General features: G+C 51.4%; 25 protein-coding genes, 3 tRNA genes and 1 other RNA gene. 12 read left to right on the top strand and 17 right to left on the bottom strand.

Features of this window, described 5'->3' with window-relative positions:
• Positions 1-8 precede the first annotated feature (8 nt).
• Positions 9-1,352 carry an undecaprenyl-phosphate glucose phosphotransferase gene (locus tag BLP78_RS06810; RefSeq protein ID WP_256330151.1) on the bottom strand — a complete coding sequence of 448 codons (1,344 nt, stop codon included), beginning with the start codon at positions 1,350-1,352 and terminating at the stop codon, positions 9-11.
• Positions 1,353-1,419: 67 nt separating this feature from the next.
• Complete coding sequence (epsA, locus tag BLP78_RS06805; RefSeq protein WP_090457835.1) at positions 1,420-2,223, bottom strand: XrtB/PEP-CTERM-associated transcriptional regulator EpsA; 804 nt, start codon at positions 2,221-2,223, stop codon at positions 1,420-1,422.
• A gap of 24 nt (positions 2,224-2,247) precedes the next feature.
• Between epsA and BLP78_RS06800 the strand changes: the two genes are divergently transcribed.
• Positions 2,248-2,508 carry a hypothetical protein gene (locus BLP78_RS06800; RefSeq protein ID WP_090457833.1) on the top strand — a complete coding sequence of 87 codons (261 nt, stop codon included), beginning with the start codon at positions 2,248-2,250 and terminating at the stop codon, positions 2,506-2,508.
• Positions 2,509-3,115: 607 nt separating this feature from the next.
• Here the strand turns inward: BLP78_RS06800 and BLP78_RS15960 are convergent.
• Positions 3,116-3,250 carry a hypothetical protein gene (locus BLP78_RS15960; RefSeq protein ID WP_256330134.1) on the bottom strand — a complete coding sequence of 45 codons (135 nt, stop codon included), beginning with the start codon at positions 3,248-3,250 and terminating at the stop codon, positions 3,116-3,118.
• 120 nt (positions 3,251-3,370) lie between these two features.
• Between BLP78_RS15960 and BLP78_RS15540 the strand changes: the two genes are divergently transcribed.
• Both BLP78_RS15540 and BLP78_RS06790 read left to right on the top strand, forming a co-directional pair.
• Entirely contained in the window at positions 3,371-3,508 is a 138-nt protein-coding gene (locus BLP78_RS15540) for a hypothetical protein (protein ID WP_176752802.1), read from the top strand.
• 385 nt (positions 3,509-3,893) lie between these two features.
• Positions 3,894-5,765 carry an acyltransferase family protein gene (locus BLP78_RS06790; protein ID WP_090457829.1) on the top strand — a complete coding sequence of 624 codons (1,872 nt, stop codon included), beginning with the start codon at positions 3,894-3,896 and terminating at the stop codon, positions 5,763-5,765.
• A 94-nt stretch (positions 5,766-5,859) separates the two neighbouring features.
• Here BLP78_RS06790 and BLP78_RS06785 read toward each other — a convergent pair.
• From BLP78_RS06785 to BLP78_RS06755, 7 genes are all read right to left on the bottom strand, one after another.
• Positions 5,860-5,934 (bottom strand) — tRNA-His (locus BLP78_RS06785).
• A gap of 60 nt (positions 5,935-5,994) precedes the next feature.
• A tRNA-Arg gene (locus tag BLP78_RS06780) sits at positions 5,995-6,071 on the bottom strand.
• Between the two features lie 36 nt (positions 6,072-6,107).
• Positions 6,108-6,184 (bottom strand) — tRNA-Pro (locus tag BLP78_RS06775).
• 146 nt (positions 6,185-6,330) lie between these two features.
• Positions 6,331-7,131, bottom strand: coding sequence for a GTP cyclohydrolase FolE2 (gene folE2, locus BLP78_RS06770; protein ID WP_090457827.1), 801 nt, complete (start codon positions 7,129-7,131; stop codon positions 6,331-6,333).
• Positions 7,132-7,194: 63 nt separating this feature from the next.
• On the bottom strand, positions 7,195-9,039 hold the full coding sequence (gene dxs / locus BLP78_RS06765; RefSeq protein WP_090457825.1) for a 1-deoxy-D-xylulose-5-phosphate synthase: 1,845 nt from the start codon (positions 9,037-9,039) through the stop codon (positions 7,195-7,197).
• Between the two features lie 45 nt (positions 9,040-9,084).
• Complete coding sequence (locus BLP78_RS06760; RefSeq protein WP_090457823.1) at positions 9,085-9,978, bottom strand: polyprenyl synthetase family protein; 894 nt, start codon at positions 9,976-9,978, stop codon at positions 9,085-9,087.
• Positions 9,968-10,222, bottom strand: coding sequence for an exodeoxyribonuclease VII small subunit (locus tag BLP78_RS06755; RefSeq protein ID WP_025040964.1), 255 nt, complete (start codon positions 10,220-10,222; stop codon positions 9,968-9,970). Before BLP78_RS06755 ends, BLP78_RS06760 begins: the two co-directional genes overlap by 11 nt.
• A 236-nt stretch (positions 10,223-10,458) precedes the next feature.
• Between BLP78_RS06755 and BLP78_RS06750 the strand changes: the two genes are divergently transcribed.
• The 6 genes from BLP78_RS06750 to BLP78_RS06725 all read left to right on the top strand — a co-directional run bounded on the left by BLP78_RS06750 (position 10,459) and on the right by BLP78_RS06725 (position 16,811).
• Positions 10,459-11,559, top strand: a complete 1,101-nt coding sequence (locus BLP78_RS06750; RefSeq protein WP_090457821.1) for an aromatic ring-hydroxylating oxygenase subunit alpha — start codon at positions 10,459-10,461, stop codon at positions 11,557-11,559.
• A 49-nt stretch (positions 11,560-11,608) separates the two neighbouring features.
• Positions 11,609-11,953 (top strand): SpoIIAA family protein, encoded by a 345-nt coding sequence (locus tag BLP78_RS06745; protein ID WP_025040966.1) that lies wholly within the window; start codon positions 11,609-11,611, stop codon positions 11,951-11,953.
• 635 nt (positions 11,954-12,588) lie between these two features.
• The gene (locus tag BLP78_RS06740; RefSeq protein WP_090457818.1) at positions 12,589-14,415 is read left to right on the top strand and encodes a fatty acyl-AMP ligase; all 1,827 of its coding nucleotides are present in this window, start codon (positions 12,589-12,591) and stop codon (positions 14,413-14,415) included.
• Between the two features lie 7 nt (positions 14,416-14,422).
• On the top strand, positions 14,423-15,337 hold the full coding sequence (locus tag BLP78_RS06735) for an NAD-dependent epimerase/dehydratase family protein (RefSeq protein WP_090457816.1): 915 nt from the start codon (positions 14,423-14,425) through the stop codon (positions 15,335-15,337).
• Positions 15,338-15,372: 35 nt separating this feature from the next.
• Entirely contained in the window at positions 15,373-15,627 is a 255-nt protein-coding gene (locus BLP78_RS06730) for an acyl carrier protein (RefSeq protein WP_025040969.1), read from the top strand.
• Positions 15,624-16,811 carry a serine palmitoyltransferase gene (locus BLP78_RS06725; protein ID WP_090457813.1) on the top strand — a complete coding sequence of 396 codons (1,188 nt, stop codon included), beginning with the start codon at positions 15,624-15,626 and terminating at the stop codon, positions 16,809-16,811. Before BLP78_RS06730 ends, BLP78_RS06725 begins: the two co-directional genes overlap by 4 nt.
• A gap of 408 nt (positions 16,812-17,219) precedes the next feature.
• Here the strand turns inward: BLP78_RS06725 and BLP78_RS06720 are convergent, their stop codons facing one another.
• Positions 17,220-17,825: a hypothetical protein gene (locus BLP78_RS06720; protein WP_025040971.1), complete on the bottom strand. Its 606-nt coding sequence runs from the start codon at positions 17,823-17,825 to the stop codon at positions 17,220-17,222.
• A 431-nt stretch (positions 17,826-18,256) separates the two neighbouring features.
• Positions 18,257-18,559: RNase P RNA component class A (gene rnpB / locus BLP78_RS06715), an RNA gene on the bottom strand.
• 121 nt (positions 18,560-18,680) lie between these two features.
• Between rnpB and BLP78_RS06710 the strand changes: the two genes are divergently transcribed.
• Entirely contained in the window at positions 18,681-19,154 is a 474-nt protein-coding gene (locus BLP78_RS06710; protein ID WP_090458003.1) for an LEA/WHy family protein, read from the top strand.
• An 85-nt stretch (positions 19,155-19,239) separates the two neighbouring features.
• Here the strand turns inward: BLP78_RS06710 and pyrE are convergent, their stop codons facing one another.
• The gene (gene pyrE / locus BLP78_RS06705; RefSeq protein ID WP_090457811.1) at positions 19,240-19,896 is read right to left on the bottom strand and encodes an orotate phosphoribosyltransferase; all 657 of its coding nucleotides are present in this window, start codon (positions 19,894-19,896) and stop codon (positions 19,240-19,242) included.
• 27 nt (positions 19,897-19,923) lie between these two features.
• Between pyrE and BLP78_RS06700 the strand changes: the two genes are divergently transcribed.
• Positions 19,924-20,697, top strand: a complete 774-nt coding sequence (locus BLP78_RS06700; protein ID WP_090458002.1) for an exodeoxyribonuclease III — start codon at positions 19,924-19,926, stop codon at positions 20,695-20,697.
• Between the two features lie 58 nt (positions 20,698-20,755).
• Positions 20,756-22,144, top strand: coding sequence for an AmpG family muropeptide MFS transporter (locus BLP78_RS06695; RefSeq protein ID WP_090457809.1), 1,389 nt, complete (start codon positions 20,756-20,758; stop codon positions 22,142-22,144).
• Between the two features lie 12 nt (positions 22,145-22,156).
• On the opposite strand, the gene metW is transcribed toward BLP78_RS06695, so the two are convergent.
• The 4 genes from metW to BLP78_RS06675 all read right to left on the bottom strand — a co-directional run bounded on the left by metW (position 22,157) and on the right by BLP78_RS06675 (position 25,841).
• On the bottom strand, positions 22,157-22,798 hold the full coding sequence (metW, locus tag BLP78_RS06690) for a methionine biosynthesis protein MetW (RefSeq protein WP_090457807.1): 642 nt from the start codon (positions 22,796-22,798) through the stop codon (positions 22,157-22,159).
• A gap of 162 nt (positions 22,799-22,960) precedes the next feature.
• Positions 22,961-24,424 carry a 4-hydroxy-3-polyprenylbenzoate decarboxylase gene (gene ubiD, locus BLP78_RS06685; protein WP_090457805.1) on the bottom strand — a complete coding sequence of 488 codons (1,464 nt, stop codon included), beginning with the start codon at positions 24,422-24,424 and terminating at the stop codon, positions 22,961-22,963.
• Complete coding sequence (gene ubiA, locus BLP78_RS06680) at positions 24,421-25,299, bottom strand: 4-hydroxybenzoate octaprenyltransferase (protein WP_090457802.1); 879 nt, start codon at positions 25,297-25,299, stop codon at positions 24,421-24,423. Before ubiA ends, ubiD begins: the two co-directional genes overlap by 4 nt.
• Positions 25,299-25,841: a chorismate--pyruvate lyase family protein gene (locus BLP78_RS06675; RefSeq protein ID WP_090458001.1), complete on the bottom strand. Its 543-nt coding sequence runs from the start codon at positions 25,839-25,841 to the stop codon at positions 25,299-25,301. The genes ubiA and BLP78_RS06675 overlap by 1 nt, the downstream gene beginning before the upstream one ends.
• Between the last annotated feature and the right edge of the window lie 450 nt (positions 25,842-26,291).

Here is a 26,291-nt window from a genome sequence, read left to right as displayed (position 1 = left end):
GCTTGAGTTCAATAAGCAGCCCGATCTTTGAGAACTATCAAGATGGTCTTCAAGATGATATGCAGATCAAGCCGCAATGACCAGTTACGCAAATAATCGAGATCATGATCAATACGCGCCTGCATCTTATCCAGTGTTCGAGTCTCGCCGCGGTAACCGTTAACCTGGGCCCAGCCGGTAATTCCAGGTTTGACCTTGTGTCGGATCATATATCCTTTTATCAGATTGCGATAGATTTCGTTGTGTGCCACAGCATGAGGTCTGGGTCCGACAATGCTCATTCGACCCTGCAGGACGTTGACGAACTGCGGCAACTCGTCCAGCGAATTCTTACGCAGGAAAGCGCCGATGCGTGTGATGCGGCTGTCCCCCTTCTCCGCCTGCCGGATGCTATCGCCATCCTCGCACACGCGCATTGACCGGAATTTATAAACAAGGATTTCTTCCCCATCCAGACCATAACGTCGCTGTTTGAAAATGATGGGGCCGGCTGAATCCAGCCTTATCGCGATTGCGATAAGCAGAAGGAGCGGTGCAATCAACGTCAGGATAATGATGGATAAAATAATGTCGCTTGCCCGCTTGACGATCCCGTTGGAACCTGTGAAGGGCGATTCGCACACCGAGATTACCGGGGTACCGCAAACTGCGCCGCTCCGACCTTGGATAAGATCGGTAATAAACATGTCCGGTACGAAGTAGATCGAGGCCGTAGTGTCTTTCAGCTCATCGAGAATATGAAGAATGCGCGGCTGCGAGGCCATAGGCAGCGAAAGATAGATGAACTGGATGCGGTTTTCCTTGACGAATTCGGGGAGTTCACGAAGCCTGCCGAGCAGTGAACTGTGCTCCGCTTGATGAAGCCTGCTTGGGTTCCGGTCATCGAAAAACCCGGACAATGCTATTTTTGAGTAGCGTGTTTCATGAATTCGGCTGGCAAGCGCAACCCCCTGCTCGTTCATGCCGACAATGATTGCGCGCTGCGGGGGTCCCTGAAGCAAGAGCAGATAGGGAGCGGCGGAGCGCAACGCCAGTTGGGCGCCGATCTGGCTCAAGGGGGCCACCCATAACCAGGTGATCAGTGCCTGGCTGGAGAATTCGGCAATGTAGCCGGTGGCAACGCCGAGAAAGAGTAGCAGCAATGCCACCCAAAACCAACTGTAGAGGATATTGAAGATAAGCAATTTGACTGAAGATTGCAGACGCGATGTGCCCGGGAAGGTGATCGAAAATACGATGACCGCAAGAATCAGGTAGGGTGGACGCAATTCTCCGTAGACGCTGGCGCTCACAAGCCAAAGCGAAAGTGCAAGTACCGCCGGGTCCAGGATGGCCTCGACTGCGCTCAGCATATTATTGCCGAGCGGTACCTGCGCATGACGCGCGGAAACTGTTGATGCGGAAAATGTGGGATGGACTTCAGCCATGGCTTGGGCTGCGCTCAACTTTGGAAACGGCTTGCATGCGATTGTAGACGTCAAGTTTTCGGAAAATCTGGTGCAAGTGGTTCTTTACGGTGTAAGAACTGATGCACAGAATACTGCCTATTTCGGCATTGGTTTTGCCCTTCTTTACCCAATCCATTATTTCGATTTCACGCTCGCTCAATCCACGGCCTTCGCTTCGTGGTTGGTCCGCCAAGAGCGACGGCATATATGAGCGCTGCGCCAGGGGCACTATCCGGCGCAAGGCAGTGTCAAGATATGGTAATAGTATCTCCATCGCGCTGAGCGTGGAATCATCGAGTTTGTCTTCGGAGCTAAAAATAACGTAAAGGCAATCATGGTGTCCACGCTTGTCGCTGATGCCATGCAGGAGCGATGAGCGCATGCCGTGCAGAGCTCTCCCAAAAGAACATGGAGGAGTGCGGCCTGCACTAAAAATATCGAATTCACCAATACCGGGTCTGCAAATGCTTGACGTGCACGGCATTCTGCCCAGTTCGACCCAGCGATTATGAAACGCCTGCAACAATGGTGAGAGACTTGCCGGTTCCGATCGCGCGGTTCTGACTCCAGGCAGTGAGGATATAATGTCATGCCGTATGGAGTTCGAACTAAAATCGCCCCACGCGACAAGCATGATTTCGTGGGGAAGATAATGCTGCACCTCTCCCTGCAACCATCTGAGCAGGTCTACATGCCGGCGCACCGCTATCCCTTCCTGAATGATGCGGAAGTAGCGTTGGAGATGATCAGCAGAGAGTGAGGGGAAAAAACCCATGTCGTGAATGAGTAAAATATTTGGATGGGTTGGATTGTTGGAACTGCGATAAAAACATTAAAGCAAAAGTTTTTATTCTCCTTTTCTGATGAGCGCAGTCTGTTCGGCATCACACATAGCATTGCGCAGCATATTTCTATACTTTCGCGCCACCTGCTTCTCATCAAAAACTTTAATCATTCGATCTGGAGCTCGCGCTTTGGTCAACCCATGTTTAACGAGTACTTGGCGCAATATCAAGCACAATTCATGCCAGGTAATTTCCTCTTTAAACAAAGCAATTAACGCACTGATTTGGTGTTAAATGTCGCCAAAGCACATCAATTGCTTACGATTCGTATATAACCATATGTTTATTACAATATTTGGATGTCGCTGAAATGAGACACCTTGATGTGTCCCGGTTGCAGTTGCTGCTGGCTGATCGAACGCAGGAATGGTGGAGTCAATTATAGATTGCCGCAAATTCGCGTGCGATGCATGCAGCGCTAGTCGTGACGGGGTACAGCGAAGGATTCCGGGAGATTTTCACAGCGGCGGTTAGCGGGATTCGATGAGCGGTTCGCCAAGGCCGCCGCCAAGTTGCCAGGTTGGTACCCTGCCTGGCCGGCTTTGAAAACGCGATAGCCGTGATGGCGCGCTGCCGGAAAAATACCGCAAGTGACTGCGCATCCCGAATAGACAGGAGCGATTGAACGATAAAATGCGCCGCTGAGAAGGGTGATTCGCATCTTCCCCAACGACGATTCCGCCAGGCGACTGATCGGCGCCTGGCGGGTTGAGAGAAATGAGGTCTGGCAGGAACGCCACTACCTGGCTATGGACGAATTCGCGTAGCGGGCGAACGTGCCATCACCGGCAAAAAAACGTCATTGAACCGAGCAAAATAAATTTACAGCAAAATTTTGACTTGACTCCAGTTTGCCGCCACAACACAATTACCCGTCTGAATGCCTAAATGGGCAGCGGAACCTCCAATCTCATCAATGTTCTTTTGATGAATTTTTGCGACGCCTTCCGGTTTCATCCGAGCTTCCCATTAGGAAATAATTCTAATGGAAGCCAATAGCGCAATGTACTGATGCTACGGTGTTGAAGGGGTAAAGTACGAACTGTTCAAGTTGTACTAATTCAATACGGGACAACAATGGAGCTTGATCTACGCTTCAGCGACAAAGAGGTTACGGCCCCGGGTAGCCTGGGACTGATGAAACGGATGCTGGACCACATTGAGTTTGGCACCGCGCAAGGCTTGTGGATTTCCGGCACCCAACAGCAATCATGACTGCGCTCCGGAACAACTGGTGCAGCAGCTCATGCTCTCAGTCTGGTGACTTCCAGGCGATGGAGGCTGCACTCAGCATGGTGATGGAGACCTATAACCTGATGAGCCTGTTCCGCTAGGCCGCGGCGTGATCCAGAGCGGGGCAGGGATTTCCAGCACACACTGAAAACCCTGTGCTACAAGCTATTCGCCAAGGGCGGCTTCATCACCACGGAGGACCGAACACGCATACTCAGGCTTGCTGTCGCCATGCGCCATGGACAGTGGATGGAAGGCCCTTGGGATCGCTCTAAAACTTTCAATCCCCCAGTCGCTTTCTCTCCACTTTTTAACCCTTGAAAGGGTTCTAATAGAAAATCTCGGTTCATTCCCGACACGAATGTAAATGAAATACAGAAGAGAAATAGATGGTTTGCGAGCTGTCGCCGTTCTGCCGGTAATTTTTTTTCATTCCGGTTCAGAGTGGTTTAAGGGCGGCTTCGTTGGCGTTGATATTTTTTTCGTCATCAGCGGGTATCTCATCACATCAATAATTCTTGCTGAAAAAGAAGCAGGTAAATTCACGCTTCTCACTTTCTATGAAAGAAGAGCGCGGCGGATTCTTCCAGCACTTTTTTTTGTAATGCTGATATGTCTGCCATTCGCTTGGTATTGGATGCTGCCATACCAGTTGATAGACTTCGGACAAAGTCTTATCGGGGTGCCTGTTTTTTCGTCGAACGTGGTATTTTGGCTACAGTCAGGTTACTTTGAAGCTGCAGCGGAAAAAAAACCTTTACTTCATACTTGGACTTTAGCGGTCGAGGAACAGTTTTACATCATCTTTCCTCTTCTGATCATTATTTTTTGGCGACGAGGCAAGAATTGGTTGGCGGTACTATTTTCCGTTGCCGCTGTTGCCAGTATAGGGCTAGCGGAATGGGGTTGGTGGAACCACCCCGTACCTAATTTCTTTCTGGCACCCACCCGCGCCTGGGAGCTTCTGATTGGGTCACTGCTTGCCGTCTACTATCCTATGCTGCACAGGAGGAGATACCTTCCACCAGTCAGCCAGCTAGTCAGCTTCGCTGGTTTTGTCTTGATCACCTACGCTATTTTCAATTTCGATAAAGAGACGCCCTACCCCAGCGTTTATACTTTAATCCCCACACTCGGTACAGCCTTAATTATTCTCTTTTCCAATCCTGACACAATTGTCGGGCGAGTGCTTGCTCACCGATGGCTTGTAGGCATAGGGTTGATTAGCTATAGCATCTATTTGTGGCATCAACCGTTGTTTGCTTTTGCTCGCATCAGGAATTTTGATGTACCCAATACCTGGTTGCCCTCCCTTTTATGCGTTTCCTCTATTGTGCTTGCCTATTTGACGTGGCAATACGTTGAACGTCCATTCAGAGATAAGCAAATTGTGAATAGAAAGGTATTGTTCTTTTCCGCTTTATCCATGAGTGCGTTAATGATAAGCATCGGTACGGTATTTATATTGAAAGATGGCTATGCCTCGCGCTATCCGGAGAGTGACAGGTACTTGGCCAGTCTTAGTTTTTCAGATCAGAAATGGTATGTAAGCAGGCGTTTTTATGATGCGCAGCTTTCGGCGTTTGATGCCAGACGTCCAAAGATCTTTATCGTCGGTGACAGCTATGCAATGGATTTCGTGAATACGTATTCCGAGAACGATTACATGAGGAATGCCAGTGTTTCGACGTTACTGGTTAAGGCTGAGTGTGGCCTGGTAATTTCAGGGCGTGATTTTTCCTCGCATATATCTCCCGCCAAGAGGGCGAGCTGCGAGCGGAGAAAGCCTTTTGAGCAAGAAAAGACAATTAATCGTATAAAAGAGTCGGATGTGCTGATTCTGGCCGCGGCATGGAAGTTATGGGAAGCACAATACCTAGACGAGACTATGACTGCTCTGAAGCGCTTGGGCGCCAAGAAAATCTTGGTGGTAGGAAGAAAGAATTTCGGAAAAGTAGAGCCCATCAGCTATTTGGGTATGCCCAACGATCAGCGAAAAGATCTCACGAATGCTGTCGAGGAATCCCATCATGTGGTGAATGAGTTCATGAAGAAAAACCTCTCCTCAGAGATCTTCATCGATTTTCAGAACACCGTTTGCGGTGATGAAAAGCTCTGCCCTTTATTTACCGCGGATTCTCGCCTGATTTCGTATGACGGTGGGCATTTAACCAAGGAGGGAGCGACATATGTTGGAGAAAGATTGTTTACTCACCCACTACTCGCACAATTCAGATAGATGATCTGCTTTAGGAAAGCTGGACACACATGAGGAGTCTTCGGCAAACTGAGCTATTGAAGGCGGTTTGCCATGAGACGAAAGCAATTTTCGATGGGGTGGCTGATGGGGATCGAACCCACGACAACCGGAATCACAATCCGGGACTCTACCACTGAGCTACAGCCACCATCCGAGAAAAATAACGCATTGTTGATGCTCAGGCACCAATGGCTAAAGAAATAGCCTATGGCGTGCCCGACAGGAATCGAACCTGTAACCCCCAGCTTAGAAGGCTGGTGCTCTATCCGGTTGAGCTACGGGCACCACTCAAATCGGATTTCGCCTCAGATTAGCATGAATTGGTCGGGGTGGAGAGATTTGAACTCCCGACATCCTGGTCCCAAACCAGGCGCGCTACCAGGCTACGCTACACCCCGGAAGGGCGATAATATACCTTTCCGGCTACAAAAGGTCAATTTATACTGTTGGGGAATGGTATATCGAATCTCACGCATTGACAGGAATTTCTTCCGCATTTCCAGCACACAGGTTAATTTGCCGACTTCTTGATTTGAGCTGAACCTCAGCTCTCGCATTTATCCCGCTCGATCAACGCATACGCAGAGTGATTATGGATGGATTCGAAATTTTCAGATTCCACCACATAGGCGTCTATACGTTCGTCCCGATTCAGTATCGCTGCTATGTCACGCACCACGTCCTCGACGAATTTCGGATTATCGTAAGCCTTTTCGGTTACATACTTCTCATCCGAACGTTTCAATAATCCGTAGAGTTCACACGACGCCTGGTCTTCTGCCATACGTACCAGATCTTCTATCCATACGAAGCTCCTGGTTCTAACTGATATTGACACATGGGATCGCTGGTTATGTGCGCCATAATCGGAAACTTGCTTCGAGCACGGGCACAGGCTGGTCACGGGTACAACGACTTTCAGGGTGAATTGGTAGCTTCCTTTTTTTTGTTCGCCGGTAAAAGTCACTTCATAATCCAGCAGGCTTTTTATGCGTGAAACGGGAGCCATTTTGCTGATGAAATAAGGAAACGTCATTTCGATATCGCCAGATTCCGTTTCCAGCTTCTCCACCATGGCCTGTAACAGGCTTTCAAACGATTCCACGGAAATCGCCCGATCGTGGCTGTTAAGTATTTCCACAAAGCGCGACATGTGTACGCCTTTGAATTGATGCGGTAGATCCACATACATATTGAATACGGCGACAGTGTGCTGGATAGACCCATCCTTGTCTCTTATCGAGATCGGATGACGGATGGCCCTGATACCCGCCCTGTTGATTGCAATATGCCGGGCATCGAATGCATTCTGCACGTCCGCAATAGGAAAATTCGCATCGTTCATGAGGGGATATTTTTTCCTGGAAGCGAACACGGATGCATGGATATATGCATCCGGTTGCGTTGACTACTCAAAAAATCTTGCTCTGACGGACTCGACGATGGTCGCCTTATCCAATCCGCAATCAGCCAGCATTTGAGAGCACTCACCCTGATCTATGAAAACATCGGGCAAACCCAATTGCAATACGGGAACCGTGAAACCCCTGCTTGCCAGAGATTCGATCACCGCACTACCCGCTCCACCCATGATCGTATTTTCTTCAACCGTTACCAGCAATTCGTAGTCTGCCGCTAACGACGCGACCAGATCGTCGTCCAGGGGTTTGACAAAACGCATATTAGCCACGGTAGCATTTAATTCTTCTGCCGCTTCAAGGCAAGGCTTGAGCATGCTGCCGAAAGCCAGCAGCGCGATTTTTACGCCTTCCCGGCGAATCTCACCCCGGCCTATCGGTAACATCTGCATCTGCGCTTGCGGCGTTATACCCGTTCCCATGCCTCGGGGATATCGCACCGCTGTGGGCGTATCCATCTGAAATGCGGTATAGAGCATCTGACGGCATTCATTCTCATCCGCAGGAGTCATTACGGTGATGTTCGGGATACAGCGCAAATAGGTTAAATCGAAACTCCCGGCATGCGTAGGGCCATCTGCTCCAACCAATCCGGCCCGATCGATAGCAAATACGACCGGCAGATTCTGAATGGCGACATCGTGAATCAACTGATCGTAAGCGCGCTGCAAAAAAGTCGAATAAATAGCGACAACCGGCTTCAATCCGTCGCAGGCCAAGCCCGCGGCAAAAGTGACTGCGTGCTGCTCCGCGATACCGACATCATAATAACGATCAGGATATTCCTGAGAGAATCTCACCAAGCCGGAACCCTCGCGCATAGCCGGCGTAATCCCGACCAGGCGCTGGTCCAGCGCAGCCATGTCGCATAGCCAGTCTCCAAAAATCTGCGTATAAGAGGGCTTGCCTGCGGCTTTGGGAATGATACCGGCGTCCGGATTAAACTTGGTTACACCGTGATAGAGAATCGGGTCTTCCTCCGCCGCCTTATAGCCCGCGCCTTTGCGCGTTACGATATGCAGAAACTGGGGACCGTCAAGATGCTTGATGTTGTTGAGCGTGCCTACCAGCGCGTCGAGATCATGACCATCGATAGGGCCGATATAGTTGAAACCGAACTCTTCAAATAGCGTACTGGGCGTCACCATGCCTTTTACATGCTCTTCGGCGCGCTTGGCGAGTTCAAGCACGGGTGGAACGACACCCAGCATTTTTTCGCCGGCACGACGTGCCGTCGCATAAAACTGACCTGACATGAGCCTTGCAAGATAATTGTTGAGTGCGCCTACCGGGCGCGAAATCGACATGTCGTTGTCATTGAGAATCACCAATAAATTGGTGTCCATGGCCCCCGCATTGTTCAGGGCTTCGAATGCCATACCTGCACTCATGGCGCCGTCGCCAATCACTGCAACCACGCATCGGCCTTTACCCTCGCGTTGCGCTGCTACCGCCATACCTAAAGCAGCGCTGATGGAGGTGCTGGAGTGAGCTGTACCGAAGGCGTCGTACTCGCTTTCGTCACGCCGGGGAAATCCTGCTATACCGCCCTGCATGCGTAGCCTGCTCATGCCCTCACGACGACTGGTAAGAATTTTATGGGCATAAGTCTGATGGCCCACATCCCATACCAGGCGATCATTGGGTGTGTTAAAAACATAGTGCAGTGCTATGGTCAATTCAACCGTACCGAGATTGGAAGATAGGTGCCCGCCCGTTTTAGAAACGGATTCGACCAGGAACTGCCGCAACTCGTCGGCAAGTTGCGGCAGCATCTTGCGTTCCAGCCTTCGCAACTTTGAAGGGGTAGTGATGGTATCAAGCAGTGGGTACATTTAAACCTTGAAAATTATAGTATTCTTTACCGAAGAAAATACGGGTCAAAACTCCCGCTGGATGATGAAGTCGGTTACTTGCCGCAACCGCCCCACCTTTGCGCCAAAAACATCCAGCGACTGATATGCATCGCGCCGCAGCTCTTCAGCCAACTCACGTGCCCGACTGCTCCCGAGGATACTCACGTAGGTTGGCTTATTATTTTCGGCATCCTTGCCGGCGGTTTTACCCAGCGTCGCGGTAGTCGCTTCTGCATCGAGCACGTCGTCCACTACCTGGAATGCCAAGCCGATACACTTCGCGAAATGATCAAGGCTCATCAGTTGGCTCTCGTTCAAACTACTACCGCAACCCGCACCAAGCATTACAGCAGCCCGAATAAGCGCTCCAGTCTTATGAATATGCATAAACTCCAGCTCCGGCAGACTTAATGTCTTTCCAACGCTGGCAAGATCAACGGCCTGCCCTCCCGCCATACCGCGAGAACCCGCCGCTTGCGCCAGATGCTTGACCATTTCCAATTGCATTTTCGGGGTATCAGCCAAGCAATGTTCGCCCAGTAATTGAAAGGCGAGGCTTTGTAAACTATCGCCCGCCAGCAATGCAATGGCTTCGCCATACTCGATATGACAAGTAGGCTTACCCCGCCGCAACACGTCGTTATCCATGCTGGGCAAATCGTCATGCACCAGCGAATAGGCATGTATCAGTTCCACTGCGGCCGCGGCAATCGTCACCCGCTCTTCAGCCGCCCCGTTCAGCTCTCCTGCCGCAAAGGCAAGCAATGGCCGCACGCGCTTGCCTCCACCCAGAACGGTATAGCGCATGGCGTCGTGCAGACGTTCGGGAGCAACGTTTGCAGCGGGAAGCAAGGTCTGCAGGGAATTTTCGATGCGTACCTGGCGGCTCCTCGCCCAATCCTGGAAATCAGTGGTCATCGATACCAGACGGGGAGAAATTTTTCAGCGTGTCGGCCTCAAGAAGACGTACCTGTTGTTGCGCATCCTGTAGCTTTAATTGGCAGTATTGTAGCAACTCCGCACCACGTTTGTGAGCTTCGAGCGATATTTCAAGCGGCATTTGTCCTGCTTCCATTTCTATTACAATAGATTCCAATTCTGTCAAAGCGGCTTCGAAACTTTCGGGCCGTGAAAATTTGACGGAGTTAACGGGCTTTGTCATGATAAACACATTGTCGCAAATTAGGTATATTGCGGGCAAGCTACAAAAATAACGCAATAAGCAGGGTCAGGTCAATTAATCCACGAAACTTTCCCTCAAAAACGATCTCTTGGTGGCAATTATAAGCGTTTCAGAACGAGAGCAAGCGCTTTCCACTTTGCCCGGTGCGTTTATTCAGCATTTTTAATCTTTCAACTCTCTTTTTTATTCCTCAAAAGATCTAAAAGTAACGAAATATGGCCGATCTCGTTGATGTTTTCCAACTGGCACCGACTCAACTACCGGTTGAATGGTACCTTGACCCCCACATTCTCGACCTGGAAAAGCACCTTTTGTTCGACCAGGGGCCCGGCTATGTCGGCCATGAAATCATGCTGCCGAATGTGGGCGACTATTATGTGCGGGAATGGATGAGTAATGCCAAGTTTCTGGTGCGTAACAAAGGCGGCATTGAACTTCTATCCAATGTTTGCCGGCACCGGCAATCTCTGCTGCTGAAGGGCCGCGGCAATGCCAGAAACATTGTCTGCCCCATACATCGATGGACTTACGATATGAGCGGCACGCTGCTGGGTGCCCCTCATTTTTCGAAAAATCCCTGTCTCAACCTTGGCAGCACACCGCTTCAGAATTGGAACGGGTTGCTATTTGAAGGCAAGAGAAACATCGCGCGCGACCTAGCACCCCTGAGCCTTCTCAAGGATTTCGATTTTTCCGGCCATGTACTGGAACGGGTCCAGGTAGAAGAATATGCCTGCAACTGGAAAACTTTCATCGAAGTTTACCTGGAAGACTATCACGTCGAATCATATCATCCAGGCTTGAACAACTTCGTTGATACCGCTGAACTTAAATGGGAATTTTCAGAGTGGTACAACGTACAGACGGTGGGTGTGAATGATGCGTTTACTCGTCCCGGCACGCCGGTCTACGCTAAATGGCATGAGCAACTATTGCGCCAGAGTTCAGGAAAAATGCCGAGGTACGGTGCGATCTGGATGCTCTACTATCCAAACATCATGCTAGAATGGTACCCGCATGTATTGATTATCAGCACGCTGATTCCGACGGGAACAGAGCGCTGCACCAACGTCGTCGAGTTTTACTATCCGGAAGACATTGTCTTGTTCGAACGTGAATTCATTGAAGCGGAACAGGCCGCCTATCATGAAACCGCGGTTGAAGATGACGAAATATGCAAGCTGATGACAGCCGGACGCCGCGCGCTATACGAGCAGGGAATCAATGAAACAGGCCCGTATCAGTCACCGATGGAAGATGGCATGGTTCATTTCCATGAATTTGTGCGACGCGAAATCGGGCCGCACATAAAGTGATTTCGAATTTGCCACTGACTAATTTTGCATGCTTTTTTGAGGTTACCCCATGATTACCATTCAGGAAGCTGACAATTTAATCAGCGTTGCTGTTTTCGGTGAGTTTACCTTGGCTGACTATAAGCAATTCGAGGAGCAGGTACTCTACAAATCCAGGCGCGACAGCAAAGTGAATGTGCTGTTCGATTGGCGCGACATGCTGGGCTACACTGTCGATGTCGCATGGGAAGACCTCAAATTCATCCGCGCGCACGGCAGCGAATTCAACCGGGTTGCAATAATTACCGAGAACCAGTGGCAGGCCTGGGGTGCTTGGGTATCCAATCTATTCGTTGATGCCGACATCAGGGTATTCGGTCACTACACCGATGCCAAAGCTTGGGTAGAAGCGTAAAGCGGCCTGGCGCGGACTCAAACTTATCTGCACTTATCACGATCAGGAAGGCTGAATTCCTCCCACTACCCGCCTATCCCTTCCATGAGCATGTAATGAACATGCCCGTGGACAAGCTGAAGCCCCGCATGACGAACATGACATCGCTCGTTCATTTGGCAGTCGTATTCGTGTAGAATGCCTGCTGAAGAGGTCGAGGCCAGGTGTGGCCAGTCCCAACCGAAGATGCAGGTTCAAGTAGTGTTGCAAAAAAACGACACATTTCTCTTCTATTCTCCAAAATCTCTTTATATTGGCCGCCAACTCGTACAGAATGGAACCTGTCGATCTTGCTGTGTTAAGGAAGGCTTGCTGTTTATTTAAACGACGCCTGACACGACTGAAAATGGTGGCATCACGGCTACATGGATATGACGGATGGTATTGTGTTGACAACGAAGTCAACAGAAATGTCGTCCGTTACTGATCTTGGTAGCGCACCTGAGCTCCTGGTATTTAATTGATAAAGATTCAAACTCAAGCTGAGCATTCCGAACTCGAGCGGTAAACAGATAGCGATCAGAACTACTGTATTTCGGACCGGATTACTTACATTACAAAAAGATGATTAGACCATTAATTTGGAGGGGAAGACCTTGAGTTCAACAATAGCGAAGTTGAACGCTCCGCTAACGCAAGCGTTTGATCCTCGGTTATTAGACGAGTCGCCGATAGCAATAACCCCAACACCGACGTACAACACTCAAGATCAACGATTAGCTGATTTTGAAACCTTGACCGCTGCCTTGGAATATGCGGCAGCCGGCGTCGCGGGATTTAATTTCTATGATGCCAAAGGCAATCTACGCTCGATCCTTCCGTATCAGGCGTTAAAGCAAAATGCCCAGACGTCAGCCCAACGCTTGATGGGCATGGGTCTGACCAGCGGCAATCGCGTGGCCATTATTGCCGATACCACCCCGGAATTTGTAGAATTGTTCTTTGCATGCCGCTATGCCGGATTGGTTCCTTTTGCGATGCCGGTACCAGTCAATCTTGGCAGTCATGCTGTATATGTTCAGCAGCTGCGGGGGATGCTTGATGCGGGTCAGGCGAGCGCCGCCATAGCCAATGTGGACTATATTAATTTTCTGAGCGAAGCTGCAGAGGGATCCCAGGGATTACGCTGGGTCGGCACGCCGGAACAACTCGGAAAGTTTGCAGTTCCCGATATAGCGCTACCGACAAATACCCCCGACGAAATCGCTTATCTTCAATTCACCTCTGGCAGCACGCGCACTCCGCGTGGGGTAATTATTACCGAACGTGCACTGATGAGCAATCTACAGGGAATTGTTCGGCACGGACTGGAAATACGCGCTGGCGACCGCTGCGCATCATGGCTACCGTTTTATCACGATATGGGATTGGTGGGCATGGTGATGGCACCAATGGTGGCGCAGGTTTCCGTCGACTATCTGGCCACCCGCGATTTTGCCATTCGACCTCTGCAATGGTTGCGGCTGATTAGTCGAAATCGTGCTACCGTGGCGTTTAGCCAGCCATTCGGACTCAAACTTTGCACCTTGCGAGTCCGCGATTCCGATTTGGAAGATCTTGATCTTAGCAGTTGGCGAGCGGCGGGTGTCGGTGCAGAGATGATCCGGCCCGATACTTTAAGGTATTTTGCGGAAAAATTTGCACCCGCGGGTTTTGATGCGCGAGCCTTTCTCCCTTGCTATGGGCTGGCGGAATCAACGCTTGCCGTAACTTTCTCTCAAATTGGGAAAGGTTTTCAGAGCATTCAGGTTGACGCTGGAACCTTGATTGATAAAAAAATGGCGGTTCGGTTACAGGTGGAGGGCAGGAAATATAGCGAATTTGTAAATTGTGGACGGCCCTTGCCAGGACACACGGTCAAGATCGTCGATGATGCTGGTCAGGAATTGTCTGATTTAAAAGTGGGCAGCGTGCTGGTGCAAGGCAGCAGTATCATGACGGGCTACTTTAACAATCCGGAAGACACCCAAAAAACGCTGCAGCCCGGAAACTGGCTGGATACAGGAGATCTTGGTTTCCTGTTCGAGGGCGATCTTTATGTCACTGGCCGTCGTACAGATGTAATTATCGTTAACGGGCGCAATATCCGCGCACAGGACATAGAAGAACTTGCCGAGCAACAACCTGAGGTGAGAGCCCGGGAGGCGTCTGCCTTTGGTATAACCGATACTAATGATGTTACAACGATCGTTTTGGTCATAGAATGCCGTCTAACCTCGATAGCAGATCGTCAATCTCTCACCAGTCGGTTGCAACGTCTTGTATATATGGCATTTGGCGTTAATTGCCTGGTCGAATTGGTTTCGCCGCATACTTTGCCCCGCACTTCCTCAGGTAAGCTATCGCGTTTTGCCGCACGTCAGGGTTTCATACAGCGGACACAATTGACTGACCAGCTATCTGCTGAGTCCGGGGAAAAATAACCAGCATATGTCAGGGTCCTGGGTGGCCGTGACCGGTGCCACCGGCTTTATTGGTCGTGTTCTGCTACAGTCACTGATCAAGGAAGGGTGGAAGGTCAAGGCCTTGACCCGGCGTCCGCGGGCTGACGATGAATTTACGCAGTGGATTGAAGGTGATTTAGATAATTACCAAGCGCTGCGGAGCCTCGTCACGGGTGTTTCGGCAGTTGTACATTGCGCAGGGCAGGTTCGCGGTAGCTCTCTCAAGGATTTCGTCCATACTAATGTGGATGGTACGGACAACCTCGTGCGTGCTTCAATAGAACAGAGTTCACCGCCTCGTTTCCTCCTTATATCTTCCTTGGCTGCCAGACAACCGGAGCTCTCCTGGTATGCAGCCAGCAAGCGCATGGCTGAGCAACTGGTTAGTGACCACTCGCAAAGGATGCCATATGCGGTTTTTCGTCCGACCGCCGTCTATGGTCCAGGTGATAAAGAAATGAGTCCGCTTTTCAGAGCGACCCGCCGTGGCGTGTTGCCGATGGTGGGTCAAAGCGCAATGCGTTTTGGTTTGCTACACGTTAATGATTTGGTAGCGGCTGTTATATGCTGGCTTTCCACCAAGAATCCCGTGCAAGGTGTCTATGAACTTGATGATGGGACGCCCGGAGGCTACAATAGTCAATCCGTAGCGGTAATTGCGCAGGAAGTCTGGAAGCGGCCCGTACATTGTATCTTCTTTCCGGCATCGCTTGTTTGGTTGGTTGCGACCATTAATTTATGGTCGGCGCGGTTGCTACGATATTCCCCAATGCTGACTCCGGGGAAAGTCAGGGAATTACAGCATCCCAACTGGGTTTGCGATATAACGCCTCTAACTCACGCGCTTCCCGGTTGGCGGCCCTCTGTCCAACTGCGTGATGCCTTGCCTCAAGCGGTATAATTTCTAACAAACAAATCAATTCAAACCGAGCAGCCATGGCGAGCGATTACACCGATGTTCTGCAGAAACTTTGCCATCACCTTAAGCAATTTTGTGAGCCCGACGCGCAAATCACACCGCAGACCGATCTCATTCATCAACTTGCGATCGACTCTGTCAAATTGCTGAATCTGGTTATGGAAATTGAAGATGAGTTTGACATTTCCGTTCCGCTCAATGCGCTTGCGGATGTGCAGACTGTTCACGAGCTTGCGAATTTAATCCATCAGATAAAGTCTGCACAACAATGAGTTTGCTAGATAAGCTTGATGCCGTTGCTGCGGCGAGAAAAGCCCTGCTACCCGAGGGAATTGACGTTTTTGGCACGCCCATAGAAGAGGTTTATTCTTCGACCGAGGCAAGAATTGGCGATCGCCGCATACTATTCCTGGGCACGAATAACTATCTCGGACTTACCTTCGCGCCGGAGTGTCTGGCGGCAGCGCACTCAGCAATCGATAACGAGGGCACGGGCACTACCGGTTCCCGCATGGCCAATGGTAGCTACAGTGGACACCGTGCTCTTGAGCGGGAATTTGCCGATTTTTACCACTGCCATTCCTGTATTGTCTTTACAACCGGATATCAAGCCAATCTCGCTACGATCTCCGGCTTGGCTGGCGTTGATGATGTCGTTCTCATCGATGGTGACTCCCATGCAAGCATCTATGACGGATGCCGTTTAAGCGGCGCTGAAATCATCAGGTTCAGGCACAATGATATGGTGGATCTGGAAAAGCGTCTCCGACGTCTGGGAGACCGCTCTCGCTCCACGTTAATCATTGTTGAAGGTATTTACAGCATGCTGGGCGATCGAGCGCCACTTGCGGATATTGTCAAACTAAAGGATGCTTACGGCAGCACGCTTCTTCTTGACGAGGCACATTCACTCGGCGTCCTCGGCAAGACAGGCCAGGGTCTGGTAGAAGAAACAGGGCTCATCGACAAAGTTGATTTCATCACAGGTACATTCAGTAAAAGCCTCGGCGGCATTGGAGGCTACTGCGTGAGCAATCATGCGCAACTTGATCAGTTACGCTATGTCAGCCGCCCTTATATATTCACCGCATCGCCTACGCCAGCTACTATCGCATCAACCCGGGCAGCACTCAAATTACTGCATGACGGCATCGAGCTACGCCAACAGCTTTGGAAGAATGTGCACCAGCTTTATTCTCGGCTCGATGATCTCGGTTATCAGCTTGGCCCGGAGCCAAGCCCCGTTATCGCAATCATACTCGACGCGCCGCGACAGGCGCTGATGCTATGGAAGGGCCTACTTGATCATGGTATTTATGTAAATTTAGTATTACCGCCGGCCACACCTGACGGCCGCTCATTGGTACGTTGCAGCGTTAGCGCAGTTCATACCAGCGAACAGATGGATCATGTAGGCAGCGCTTTCGCCGAGTTGCGCGAGATTATTTTCGAATAGGCTCTGAGCAATTGCTTGGTCTTTTCGCTTCTCAGCTGTGGAGGCTTCGTCCTGTTACGGCAGAGTCTGATAGCCCCACATCGGTCCCGAATCTAACCAACAAACAATGAAAGTGACGGATATCGCTTATCAGCGATAAATCAAAAAGCAGAAACTTGGGACTTCCATGTTCCTGGCAGTCTGTCGGACTTGAAGAATCGCGGCGAAAAAGTGATTGGGTGAAGGCAGATTTTGAGAATTTTGAAGGTCGATAGTTATTCTATTGGCCGAAAAAGCGGCGCAATATGAACCGCCCAGACGCTTTTACAGCCGATTTCCTTTAAAACACCGACAGACTGCTAGGGTCACCCATGATGGGCAACCGCTAGATGGAAAACGCAAAGCTTGTGCCTGCTCGATACCGCTAAGTCAGGAAGTTTTGGGACTCGTTGTCCGACGGCGTAAGAAAAAGAAGGCTGCGGCGCCGGCGGCACCCAGTAAGAGTACGATCTCTGTCGCGCCAAAGCCTGAGTTATGGCCATCGTGACCTCCACCTCCTCCGACATGTACTGGAATGCGTACGGCTGTCGTCATCTTCCCGCCCTTCTCTGTCTCCAGTAGCAAGGCATACTGGCCGAGTTCCTCCAGGTTCAGCGAGAAGGTGATGCTTCCAGATGCGTACTCTTTGGCTGGTATGGACATAATCTCATGCTCTCCGCCCCCCTCTCCATGCCCTTCCATAACCATACGGACTGCAATGGGTATTTCCCGGGAGTCGAGATCCGTCAAGTCCACCGTGAAATACAACTCGCCAACTTCCGGAACATGGTCGCAATACGCATGAGTGGGCGGAAGTGCACCCTTGGGTTTTTCATAGGCACTGAAGGCAACGGGAAAAGCACCTGATTTGATGGCGCAGTCTCCCGAATGATGGCCTTCATGAGCAAGCATAAGCTGGGCGTGGACTGGCAGCGCCACCAGTGCTACGAGCGTAGCACACGCTAGCCCAGCAGCCCACTCAAACATTTTCTTCATAATATCTCCGGTTTCGAATTCGCAAATTCATCGCGCACAGCGCTGACGATAGTAAAAGATTGTATAACAAACCATCCGGGAATAGGAAATAGAGTACGTCCGGTCGTTTTGCGAAAAGATGAGCTAACTAGACTTGAATGTGTTTTATCCCAGCACTGCCGCGATTGTGGCATGGGACAATCCAAGCAATCCAGCTACGTACTTACCTCAACCATACGCTGATTGATGCAATATTGCTGAGCTCCGGCATCATATAGGAGTGGCGAAGGTAAATGGCGGTTATGTCGTGGAATTATTCAGTAAGTCGAATGAGAATTCAATCACCGAAACCGAATCAATCAATATCAGCCGCGCATCACCTTCCGCGCGACCTCAGCTTTGTGTGAGAACCATTTTTTTGTTTTGTATCGGCGTTGATCTCATACAAAAGAAAATGAAGCTGGCCGGTAAGCCGGGTTCTGTCGTGGACAGTCATTCCTCTAGGCGTGCGGTTACCCGCAAGCTCAAGCAACCTACCCGCAGGCTCAGCGAGCCGCATCATTGCCTGCCTATTTGGTCTTGCTCCGGATGGAGGTTACCGCGTTTCACCGTAACTTAATACGCTCGTCTCTGTGGCCCTATTCCGCACCTCACGGCGGCCGGCCATTAACCGGCATCCTGCTCTATGGAGCCCGGACTTTCCTCCCCCTGCCTTCCATTACTGAAAAACAAGCGGCGACTGTCTAGCCAGCTTCGATAGGGATAATACCCTAACGCGGCACAGAGGAAGCAAACTTCTCAATCAGAGGTGTACGGAAATGCACAGCTTATGAAATATTCGAGGTATGATCCGGATTCGGAAAACGGATGACCCGGATGAACCGTAGCAAACTGCTTATTTCTGCGTTAGTGCTTATCCTTTCCGGATGCGCTTTATTGCATCCTCAGGAACCCCTTCGGATCTCTGTAGCGGGACTTGATCCGTTGGAGGGACAGGGCATGGAAGCCCGCTTCGCGGTACAACTCAGAATCCAGAACCATAGCGACAAACCGATCGATTATGACGGCATTGCACTCGATCTCGATCTACGTGGAATGAGCTTCGCAAGCGGCGTCAGCGATCAGCGCGGCACAATCTCCCGTTTTGGAGAAACGGTCGTTACGGTGCCTGTGACCGTGCCCGCGACTGCAATTATCCGTCATGCGTTTGACCTGGCGACCGGCGATCGTACAAAAACCGAATACGAACTGCACGGGCGGCTGGGCGGAGCGGGGCTCGCTATTGGAAGAAGCTTCAACTCCACGGGAGAAATTACGTTGCCAACCCTGCCGCCAGAGGAAACGCAGTAAATACGATTGCGCGGTTACCCCAACCGGGCGCCGACTTGCCTGAACGCAGGCATCACCCCACATCAACCCGGCCTTGCAAGCCTAGTTATGCAGCGCCCGATTGATTAACACCATACCGTGCGCGATATTCTTCCATCGCACGCAGGTTGTGTACCAAGTCCTTCCTGTCCCGCAGATAACTGATGATACTGTCCAGGTTGGCAATGCTTGTGCCGTTAATACCAAATTCATGATGCACCTCCTGCATGGCGGAAAGCGTCCCGTTGCCGCGCTCCATCCGATCCAGCGCTATGATGAGTCCACCGGGAACAGCGCCAGAACCGAGAATATAACCAACCGATTCGCGTACTGACGTACCGGCGGAAATCACATCGTCAACGATCAGTACCCGTCCGCCAAGGGGAGCACCCACGAGGTTTCCGCCTTCGCCGTGGTCTTTCACTTCTTTACGATTAAAACAGAAAGGGTAGTTATACCCGCGCTCTGCCAACTCGATGGCTATGGCGCTAACCAACGGAATGCCTTTGTAGGCGGAGCCGAAGAGCATGTCAAACGGAAGCTGGGCGGCAAGAATGGCTTTGGCGTAAAATTGGCCCAGCTTTCTCAGAGAGTCGCCGTCGTTAAACAGTCCGGCATTGAAAAAATAGGGCGACATCCGCCCGGCTTTTGTTTTAAATTCACCGAAACAAAGTACATGGCGGCTGATGGCAAATTCAATAAATTCCTGGCGAAAATTGGACATTGCAATGATGAACCCGAGAAGATGGATATGCGAATTATAACGGTTAACCTGAACGGCATACGCTCTGCGGCAAACAAGGGGTTCTTTCAATGGTTGCCGACGCAGGAAGCAGACATCGTATGTATGCAGGAATTGAAAGCACAGGCCGCTGATATTACCCGCGAAATAGTATCGCCTGATGGCTATCACGGCCATTTTCATTGCGCTGAAAAAAAAGGATATAGCGGCGTAGGCACGTACAGCCGATGTAAGCCGGACAACGTTATCTCGGGCTTGGGCATCGCCGAGATCGACGCGGAAGGACGTTATCTGCGCCTTGATTTTGGCCGGGTGAGCGTGATATCGGTCTATTTTCCTTCCGGCTCCAGCGGAGAACATCGGCAAGCCGCGAAATTCTTCTTTCTGGAGCGATTTTTTCCCATGCTCAAACAACTGGCGGATTGCGGCAGGGAGATCATTTTATGCGGCGACTGGAATATTGCCCACAAGGAGATCGACCTGAAAAACTGGCGATCCAATCAGAAAAATTCCGGCTTTCTCCCGGAAGAACGCACCTGGCTTACTGACGTTTTTCACGAGCTTGGATTTGTCGACGTGTTCCGTCAAATCAATCCGGAGCCTGAGCAATATACGTGGTGGTCCAATCGAGGGCAGGCATGGGCAAAAAATGTGGGCTGGCGTATCGATTATCAGATTGCGACCCCCGGAATTGCCGCCAAGGCCAAGGCTGTTTCCATTTATAAGACGGAGCGGTTTTCCGATCATTCACCGCTTATTATCGACTACGACTACAGCTTATGATCCCGAATCAGGTAATCGATCGATTGGATGCACTGCCTCGAATGCCGGATTTGGTCTAATGCCCGCTGCCTTGTCCGGCTGGCTGCACGCTTTTCGTATTTACACCCACCCACGCGTGTTGGGAATGCTGTCATTGGGCTTCTCTGCCGGGTTGCCGCTGTTACTGGTACTGGGGACCTTGTCATTCTGGTTACGGGAAGCGGGGATTGATCGTTCCACTATTGGCCACCTGAGCTGGATCGGATTGGCTTACGGCTTCAAATGGATGTGGTCCCCCCTGGTGGATCGTCTGCCGTTGCCATTATTAACCCGTTTACTGGGGCGACGGCGCGCATGGCTTTTGCTATCGCAAATCTCTATTGTCGTCGCGCTGATCGGCATAGCGAGCACCGATCCGCTCGAAAATTTGACACATACGGTCTTTTTCGCCTTGGCCGTCGCCTTCGCTTCTGCAACGCAGGATATTGCACTGGACGCCTATCGAATCGAAGCGGTATCGCTGAGGCTTCAAGGCGCCATGGCCGCCACCTATCAAGCAGGTTATCGCATGGCGATGATTCTGGCTTCCGCCGGCGCCTTATGGATAGCAGCGGCGGTAGATCCTTCGGAAGCCACCTATGACTACGCTCCCTGGCGAACTGCCTACCTGGCGATGGCGGCCTTTATGGTGGTCGGGATTATTACCACGCTCATGATACGGGAGCCCGACGTCCCCGTTAACCGTCTCATCTCGGAGAATGAAGATCGCGCCAAGGCTGCTATTGCGCACTGGAATCTGAGCGTACGGCTTACGCAACTGCTGGCCTGGCTGTACGGGGCAATGGTTGCGCCCTTCAGGGACTTTATTGTGCGCCATGGCGGACAGGCATTGCTGATTCTGGCTTTAATCGCGGTCTATCGCATCTCGGATGTGGTGATGGGCGTGATGAGCAACCCGTTCTATGTCGACATGGGATATTCCAAGGATGAAGTGGCAACAGTCTCCAAGGTTTATGGCGTAGTCATGACGATCGCCGGCGCGGCCATCGGCGGTGTATTCATAGCGAAAATCGGCATTATGCGCACGCTTTTCCTCGGAGCGGTATTATCGGCGGCGACTAATCTTCTGTTTGTCTGGCTCACAGGGCGCGGGCACGACGTCACCGGGCTCATATTCACCATTTCCGCCGATAATCTTTCAGCCGGCATTGCCTCTTCCGCTTTTATCGCCTATCTTTCCGGCCTGACCAACTCCGCCTATTCCGCCACGCAATACGCCCTGTTCAGCTCGGTGATGCTGTTGTTGCCAAAATTTATCGCGGGGTTCAGCGGCGACTTTGTCGATGCTTACGGTTATGCCAGTTTCTTTACCGGCACAGCGTTACTGGGTCTCCCTGTGCTGGTTCTAGTATGGCTGGCCGGGCGGGCGAAATTTGACACTGCGGATTCCGAAATGCATCGCAGCTAAGGAAATTTGCGCTTACTTCTGCTGTTCGAACCGATAAAACGCCAGCATTCCCAGCAAATTAGGCAAAAATGTGTTCTGATGATTGCCATTCAGCACCCGGCGTTCGAGAATGCGGGCGCCATGCTGGCTGCAAAATTCTTCAAAATCGCCAAGCGTGCAATTATGAATGTTGGGCGTGTCGAACCATTGATAGGGCAGCGCTTCCGAAACCGGCATATGGCCGGCTAAAACCTGCAGGCGATTTTTCCAATAGCCGAAATTCGGAAATGAAACAATACCCTCTTTACTCACCCGTAGCATTTCCTTCACGATTCGCTCGGTATTCTTGACCGCCTGCAGTGTTTGGGAGAGCACTACATAATCGAATGAATCCGATTCGAAACTCTGCAGGCCTGACTCCAGATCGCTCTGAATTACGTTCACGCCATTATTGAAACATGCCAGAACATTGGCGTCATCAATTTCAACGCCGTAGCCCCGGACGTCACGCGTATCACGCAAGAAACACATGAGCGAACCGTCACCGCAACCGAGATCGAGTACTCTCGTACCCGGCTTTACCCATGCCGCGATTACGCCGAAATCCGGACGAAGCGCAACGGAAGGACTACATTCTTCAACACCAGCCACGTCGTCAGTATTTGCGCGATCCATTATTTCAGATAGTAAGGTTTACAAGCTTCAACCGGGATGACGGGGATCACCATCAAGAAGCATGAGGTAAGGAAAAGTAGCGATATTGCCTATTGTAGCGTCTAATAACAGATCGCATGCAAGCCCAAATTGGATCCACTCGCGAAAGCTGCGGCTACATGTCTAAAACCCCAGATCTTTCCAGATTCTGTCCACGCGCTCCTTTACCGCAACATCCATCACAATTGGCGTGCCCCATTCGCGGTTCGTCTCCCCCGGCCATTTGTTGGTCGCATCCAGCCCCATCTTTCCGCCCAGGCCCGATACCGGACTGGCGAAGTCAAGGTAATCTATCGGCGTATTTTCCACGATCAGTGTATCGCGCGCGGGGTCGACGCGCGTGGTAATGGCCCAGATGACTTCCTTCCAATCACGGATATTGACGTCGTCGTCAGTGACAATGATGAATTTGGTATACATGAATTGCCGCAGAAAGCTCCACACACCGAACATGACTCGCTTGGCATGGCCCGCATACTGCTTTTTCATGCTCACCACCGCCATGCGATAGGAACAGCCTTCCGGTGGAAGATAAAAGTCGACGATTTCGGTAAACTGTTTTTGCAGCAGTGGCACGAACACTTCATTGAGCGCCAAACCAAGTATTGCCGGTTCATCCGGTGGCTTGCCCGTGTATGTCGAATGATAAATCGGGTCACGCCGCATGGTGATGCGCTCGACGGTAAATACCGGAAAGGTTTCCTGCTCATTGTAGTAGCCGGTATGATCGCCGAACGGGCCTTCCAACGCCGTTTCTCCAGGGTGGATATACCCTTCCAGTACGATTTCGGCACTCGCCGGAACCTGCAGATCATGGCTCAGGCATTTGACGATCTCCGTTTTTGCACCGCGCAGCAAACCGGCGAACTGGTACTCGCTCAGGCTGTCGGGTACCGGTGTGACGGCACCGAGTATGGTCGCCGGGTCTGCTCCCAACGCCACAGCCAACGGATAAGGCTGCCCTGGATTAGCCAGACAAAAATCGCGAAAATCCAACGCACCTCCACGATGGGCCAGCCAGCGCATGATGAGCTTATTCGGCCCGATCACCTGCTGGCGATAAATCCCCAGATTCTGCCGCGTCTTGTGCGGCCCCCGCGTAACAGTCAATCCCCAGGTGACCAGCGGACCCGCATCTCCCGGCCAGCAGGTCTGGATCGGCAGCCTGCCGAGATCCACATCCTTACCCTCCCACACGATATCCTGGCAGGGCGCTCTGGAAAGCTCTCTCGGCGCCATATTGAGTACCTGTTTCAGGACGGGCAGCTTGTCCCATGCATCCCTCAGCCCTTTGGGCGGATCAGGTTCCTTGAGATACGCCAGAAGTTTACCGACTTCTCGCAATGCCTCGACCGAATCCTGCCCCATGCCCATCGCTACGCGCCTTGGCGTACCGAACAGGTTTCCCAGCACAGGAATGGTATGTCCCTTGGGCTTTTCAAACAGGATGGCGGGACCACCGGCTTTCAATGCCCGGTCGCAGATTTCGGTCATCTCCAGATACGGATCGATTTCGACCGTTACGCGTTTCAATTCCCCCTGCTTCTCCAATTGGGCGATGAAATCGCGCAGGTCCTTGTATTTCATATGGATGAGGCCTCATTTATCAGGTAATCAAGCGCGATACCAACGAAAATCGCCGCGCCGACCCAGTTGTTGTGCAAAAAGGCTTTGAAGCAGCGGGCGCGGTCGCGATCGTGAATCAGGCGGTACTGGTAAAATACCAATCCCAGCGCGACGATGAGACTCGCGTAATAAATAGCGCCGAGTTTCTGGATCAGTCCCACGACGATCATGGTACTCAGAAACAGGATATGGCACAGCATCACGCCCACTACGTCGAAACGGCCGAAAGTAATGGCGGACGTCCTGATCCCGATCTTGAGATCGTCAACTTTATCCACAATGGCATATTCGGTATCGTAAGCGATCACCCAAAGCAGATTCGCCACCATCAATAGCCAGGCAATATAGGGCACTTCTCCGGTCTGCGCGGCAAAAGCCATCGGAATTCCAAAACTGAAAGCGATGCCGAGGTAGGCTTGCGGCATCGCGAAGAAACGTTTAGTGAACGGATAGCTCGCGGCCAGAAATAGCGCCAGCACCGACAGCGCAAGCGTAAGATGGTTCAGCGGCAGTATCAGCAGAAACGCGCACAGACTTAATCCCGCTGCCAGCAACAGCGCTTCTTTGGAACTCAACTTGCCGGTCGCCAATGGCCGATTTTTGGTGCGCTCCACATGCGAATCGAAATTGCGGTCTGCATAGTCGTTGACGACGCAACCGGCGGAACGCATCAGTACGGTACCCAGTATAAATATCGCCAGGATATGCATGCTGGGCATGCCGCCGGCGGCAAGCCATAAACCCCATAATGTCGGCCACAGCAGCAGCAGAATACCGATGGGCTTGTCCAGGCGCATCAGTTTTTCATAATGGCCGAGGCGTTGCGTGAGCGTCACTATGCCAACTCCAGAATGGAAGGAAGAAATACTTCGGTGACGAGTATGGATTGCCCTTGCAAACTGAATAAGGAGCGCCGTGCCCAAAGACCAGGCGGCTTTGCCTGTAAATGCCGGCAAGCACGGATGAAAAGCGGGTGCGTTGAATTCAGCTTTTTGAAGCGAAGCGGTGTACGTTCGACCGCTGGATTGGTAAACAATACGGTACCCAGTGATCTGCTGCCCAAGCCGCTCAACCCGCGCCATGCGCCCCTCAGATCTTCCCTCGCCACCACCGAATGGGCAAATACCACCGGTGTGTCACCACAATACAGGTATACCTCCCGCACCAATGCCAACTCGTTTCGACGCAGATTCATCATGGCAAGTTCATCGACGCACACCCCGGCCAGGCGCTGGAATACCGGCTTGACACGGAAATTGCCGCAACAATGCTGCTGGATGAGCTGAGTGAGTGAACCACGGTTCAGCAGCCACCCTCGGGCTTGGGGCGAAACGGAAGACGGGGCAGGATGCCAGGCCGACAACTGGGCAGCGTTCATCGCAGCGAAACCAAAAAAGGGTGAATTATGCCGCATATTCCAGCGCGGCTGAATCCTATCCTCCCCACGGTGGACTGCTCTGGCATCACTCGGGCTCTTTCCTATCAAGACCAGAAAACTCTCCAGGCTCATGTGTCGATAAGGGAGTATACAAGCGGTATAGAATGTATGAAATCGACATGAGTTTGAAAAAAGTGTCGATTGGGCTGAATTTATATTTTGGGAGGCTATAATTTCTTAACAGCAGTAGACGATAGACGAGCAATTTGCTCTCGTTTCGGAAGGAGCGGCCATTATCGAAAAAGACGGACGATCGCCTTATACCGTAAACCGCGAAGCGTTCATCTTTCCTGCCTCCTTTGCGCAGCAAAGGCTGTGGTTTTTCGAGCAATTGCATCCGGGCAGTGCGGTTTATCATTTGAGCACCGTGCTGCCGTTCGAGGGTCCGCT

Source organism: Nitrosospira sp. Nsp1 (assembly GCF_900100985.1).
Lineage (GTDB): Bacteria > Pseudomonadota > Gammaproteobacteria > Burkholderiales > Nitrosomonadaceae > Nitrosospira.
This window is presented reverse-complemented; position numbering and strand designations above follow the sequence as displayed.